The organism is Nocardia sp. CC201C (assembly GCF_030010695.1).
GTDB classification, from domain to species: Bacteria; Actinomycetota; Actinomycetes; order Mycobacteriales; family Mycobacteriaceae; genus Nocardia; species Nocardia otitidiscaviarum.
Genome location: NZ_JASCXP010000516.1, coordinates 1 through 4,385, shown reverse-complemented (window position 1 = coordinate 4,385; position 4,385 = coordinate 1). Strand labels below are relative to the sequence as shown.

The 4,385-nt window shown below is 68.2% G+C and carries 7 protein-coding genes; 4 read left to right on the top strand and 3 right to left on the bottom strand.

Translation table 11 applies throughout. The annotated features are described in order from the left end of the window. The 4 genes from QK444_RS33010 to QK444_RS32995 all read left to right on the top strand — a co-directional run. Positions 1-415 (top strand): alpha/beta hydrolase (locus tag QK444_RS33010; RefSeq protein WP_282785971.1); only part of this gene is annotated, 415 nt, incomplete at its 5' end. Between the two features lie 114 nt (positions 416-529). After that, positions 530-1,039, top strand: a complete 510-nt coding sequence (locus QK444_RS33005) for a DoxX family protein (protein ID WP_282785970.1) — start codon at positions 530-532, stop codon at positions 1,037-1,039. 156 nt (positions 1,040-1,195) lie between these two features. Then, a complete protein-coding gene (locus tag QK444_RS33000; protein ID WP_282785969.1) occupies positions 1,196-1,852 on the top strand; it encodes a TetR/AcrR family transcriptional regulator in 657 nt (218 codons plus the stop codon). A 639-nt stretch (positions 1,853-2,491) separates the two neighbouring features. Then, positions 2,492-3,019, top strand: a complete 528-nt coding sequence (locus tag QK444_RS32995; protein WP_282785968.1) for an LppP/LprE family lipoprotein — start codon at positions 2,492-2,494, stop codon at positions 3,017-3,019. Between the two features lie 99 nt (positions 3,020-3,118). Here the strand turns inward: QK444_RS32995 and QK444_RS32990 are convergent, their stop codons facing one another. The 3 genes from QK444_RS32990 to QK444_RS32980 form a co-directional block, all read right to left on the bottom strand. Next, positions 3,119-3,421 (bottom strand): DUF6342 family protein, encoded by a 303-nt coding sequence (locus QK444_RS32990; protein ID WP_282785967.1) that lies wholly within the window; start codon positions 3,419-3,421, stop codon positions 3,119-3,121. Positions 3,422-3,736: 315 nt separating this feature from the next. Further along, positions 3,737-4,132, bottom strand: coding sequence for a D-ribose pyranase (gene rbsD, locus QK444_RS32985; protein ID WP_282785966.1), 396 nt, complete (start codon positions 4,130-4,132; stop codon positions 3,737-3,739). A gap of 29 nt (positions 4,133-4,161) precedes the next feature. After that, positions 4,162-4,385: PfkB family carbohydrate kinase (locus QK444_RS32980; RefSeq protein WP_282785965.1), on the bottom strand; the 224-nt coding region annotated here is incomplete at its 5' end.

Genomic DNA, 4,385 nt, shown 5'->3' with positions numbered 1-4,385 from the left:
CGGGCTCCTGGAAGCGCACGCCGACGCGTCGGTGCCGTCGCTGCCGCAGCAGGTCTTCCAATTCACCCGCCCGGACGGCTCCACCGGCGCCGAGGTCTGGCTCGACCACGCCCGGTTCGGCACCGCATTCGCTGCCGACGTCGACGCCGCCACCGCCGCCTACCTGGCGATCTCGCAGCGCCCGGTCGCCGCCGAGGCGTTCGGCGAGGCGGCCACGGCCGCGGGCTGGAAGACCGTCCCGTCCTGGGCACTGGTCGCGACCAAGGACCACGCCATCGCGCCGAGCCTGGAAAGGTTCATGGCCGAACGCGCCGGCGCCACCGTCACCGAGGTCGATTCCTCGCACGCGGTCATGCTCAGCCACCCCGACGCCGTCGCCGACCTTGTCGAGCAGGCCCACCGAGGCACCCGCTGACCGTCCGGGTCTGCGGTGGTGGGCGGGCATCGGCGTCGCTGCCCGCCCACCGGCACCCTTCCCTCTCCATCCACGGCACCGCCATCGCGCGCCGGTAATCACCAAGGGGCACACATGGATTCGTTCGACATCGCCGTGCTGGGGCTGCGCACCGGACTCGGCGCGATGCTGATCGCGCACGGCTGTCACAAGATCTTTCTCGGTGGGCGGCTGGCCGGGACCGCGGCCTGGTTCGAGAGTCTTGGGATGACACCCGGTCCGCTGCACGCGCGGACGGCCGCCGCCACCGAGGTCGGCGCCGGGCTCGCCCTCGCGGCTGGATTCCTCACCGCCCCCGCCGCGTCGGCGTTCGTGGCGCTGATGCTGGTCGCCGTCGTCACCGTGCACCGCCGCAATGGGTTCTACGTCATGGACTCCGGCTGGGAATACAACTTCCTGATCGCCTTGGCCGCCGTCGCTGTCGCCACCCTCGGTGCGGGTCGCGTCAGCGCCGAACAACTGCTGTTCGGCCACCCGGTGCTCACCGGCTGGACCGGGCTCGCCCTGGCTCTGGTGGGCGGGCTCGCCGCCGGGACCGCGCAACTGCTGGTGTTCTACCGGCCCACCCCCGCGCCGACGGAGTGACCGCGCCGGACCACCGTGCGACAACAGGATGCGGCAAGGAACCGCCGCTGTGACGATCGAGATGAAGAACGCACGTCGCCTGCCGTGCCGCCGCCGCACACATCCTGAGGGTTACAGTCCAGTCTTGTAACGCAACGTCGTAGCGAAAGGGAGGCCATGACCCGCCCGCACACCGAACCCGGCAACCAGCCACGGGCCGAAAGGTCCGGCTCGCGCGGCGGGCGACCCCGGGATCCCGCCGTCGACGAGGCCATCCTCGTCGCGACACGTCGCCGCTTGGTCACCGACGGCTACACCCGCATGGCGCTCGGCGACATCGCCGCCGACGCCGGTGTCACCCGCCCCACCCTCTACCGGCGTTGGCCGGGCAAACTCGAACTCGTCATCGACGCCCTCGACTACGGGCTACGCGCCCAAACCGCCGTCACCCCACCATGTCCCATCGACGAGCTGACCCCGCGCGAGGCGTTCACCGAAGCCATACGCCGTGTCGACCCCTGCTACCACAACCCCGACGCCATCGTCCTGCAGGGCGGATTCATCAGCGAAGCCGACCGTGTCCCGGAACTCCTCAACCACCTCGTGACACGCGCCGTCGAACCCCGCGTCTCCCAAGTCGAACAGGTCCTGGCGCAGCTGGTCGCCCGTGGCGCGGTGCGGCCTGACATCGACTCCCACACCGTCGCCACCATGGTTTTCGGCGCCTACTTCGGGGCGTTCCTGCGCGGCGAGGACGCCACTACCCGCGCCGGACTCGCCGACAAAATCACCGCCACCCTGTGGCCCGCCCTCAGCACCGACACCCAGCACTGACCAGGACTCATCGCCCGCACGTCGACCTCGACGTCGATCCGTTCCATGATCATGTGGGAGAGTCGCGGTCGTCCCGAAGGCCACGGCCTGATCCGCTCCGCCGATCTACCGAACCGCGTTCGGGGCAATCGGTGGCCGTCCGGGACCGTCTTCCGGCTGGGTACACGGTCGACGGCGAGCACGGTCAGTTCACAGGCACGATGTGGTGGCCGATGAGGTCGTCCAGCGGTCGCCGGCCTCGCTTCGGTTCGGGGGTTCGGCGACGCCGACCGCCAGCCGGTATCGCCGACCCCGAGGCCGTCGACCACACCGGCGGTCGACTCGACGAAGCCGCCGCGACTCGGCTGAGCAACGTCAGGTCGTCGCCGGTTGGCCCGGTAGCGTAGTAGGGCAATCACGGTGGTGTACTGCGTTTTTCGACCTTGCTGCGGTATGACCATGCAATTGGGGGCGTAACCGGCGGCCTTCCCGGACCGACACCCGAGTGGGGACGAAAAATCGGGAGGAAATGTAATGAACAAACTCATCGGTACGGGGCTGGCGGCATTCTTGGTGGCCGGTGCGGTCGCGGGCTGCGAGGACGCCACGACACCGCCCGGGCCCGGCTCGCCGGCACCCGGCCCCTCGGAGCCGGGCACGGTGACCGGGACCGCCGCGCCGACGATCACGTCGCGGCCGGACCAGCCGCCGGTGACGACCAGTCCGCCGGCCGACGGCATTCCGGCTACCGCTGGCAACGGTCTGTGCCTCGATCCGGGCTCGGATGTGGTCGGCGCGGCGATCGGCTCGCTCGGGCCGTCGGTGGGCGGCGATCCGTACAGTGTAGACAGCTCTACCGATGCGGCGATCGGCTCCTGCCCGGAGTTGCTCTGGGTGCTGGCGACGACGCCAGGGGGCACGGCCAGTTCGCCGTACCACGTACTGTTCTTCAACCACGACGGCTACCTCGGCACCGCGACGTCCAAGGCCACGTCGTACACGAGCGTCGTCGGCTCCTCCGACCGCGCCGTGCAGGTGCAATACCGCTGGCTGAAGGGTGACGACGCCAACTGCTGCCCGTCCGGCGGTCCGGCTGTCATCACCTTCACGCTCGGCTCGGACGGCGCCACGGTCACTCCGAACCCGTCGATTCCGGACGAGGTTGCCAATCCGAGCGCTCCTCGGTAGCGGTTCTCGCAGGCCGTACGACCAGGTGGCCGTGCCACTCGACGGGCTCTCCGAGCGCGGGCGAGTGGCACGGTCGTTATCGGGACGGAATTGTGTCGACTACCTGTACTTCAGATCTCTGATCTCCTGCATGAGCCGCCCGGCGATGAAGAGGTTGCCGTCGGAATCCAATACGGCGATGATCTTCTTCGTACTGCCGTGGTGGGTAGTGAAGAAGATCTTGTCGGCTTCCTGGCTGGTGCTGTAATTGGTGTTGACCGAGAGTTCGATGCTCACTGGAGAGCTGATGAGAACGTCCTTCTTCGGTGATTCCGGGTAGCATTGGTTCTGCCGCAGCCGGATTCGGCCGTGTGTGTCCCCTTCGTTCCAGTCGGTCGCCAGGCCCAGGTCGATATCGGGCATGCTGATCACCTTCCTTGCCTCCCCGAGGCGTATCCCCGGGAGCTGTGGCGAAGCTCCGTTGCTTCAGGGCTTCGCGGACCGCGCCGATTGCGGTCCGCAGGTGCCGCGCAGCGTGCTGCGGAATTCGGGTCCCGGTAGGTGTCGAGCCGAAGGCGAGTGCCATGCTCGAAATATCGCGCTGCAATGAAGTATAGATAGTGAGCGTGCGGAAGCATGGTCGTTTCGAAAGCTCATTCGCGGTGAATTCCCTTGTGGGAGAGATGATATAGCCGTAAATATCCGACCGGTCCCGTTGTTGCGACTGCCGTGGGCGCGTCAGGTCGACAACCACGGCACCCCCGCGCGCAACAGCACATTGGCGTAGGGCTGTGCCTCGCCGGTGCGAACCACGAAGCGGCACTGGGCGATACGGGCCTTGAACTCGGCGTGGTCGAGGAGCTTCGCCTGTAGGCGGGTGGTGAGCAGGGTGGCGGTGTCGGGGTTGTGGACGGTGACGTCGCTACTGCCCCAGGCCGCCTCCACGGTGACCTCACTCAGGATGAGGTCGAGTATCGGCTCGAAGCGGGGGAGGCCGTAGCTGATTCCGAGGTCGATGACCGGGATGTCGGCGGGGACGGGGAGGCCGGAGTCGCTGACGGCGAACAGATCGGTGTGACGTAGCGAGGTGAGAGCCGACAGTAGGTCAGCATGGATGATTCCGGTGGATCGCACGATCGAAATCCTTTGCGGGGCTGGAGTGATCAGGGCAGCTGGGCGGCCGGGGGGACGGTGCCGAGGGCGGCGATGATCTGCTCGTGGCTGGGGTAGGCGGTATGAGTGCCGGGGGACTGGACCGCGAGCGCGGCGGCGGCGGTCGCGACGGCCACCCCGGCGGGCAGATCGTCGCCGCGTGCGAGCGCGGTGGCCAGTGCGCCGACGAAGGCGTCCCCGGCTCCGGTGGAATCGGTGGCGTCGATTCGTGGAG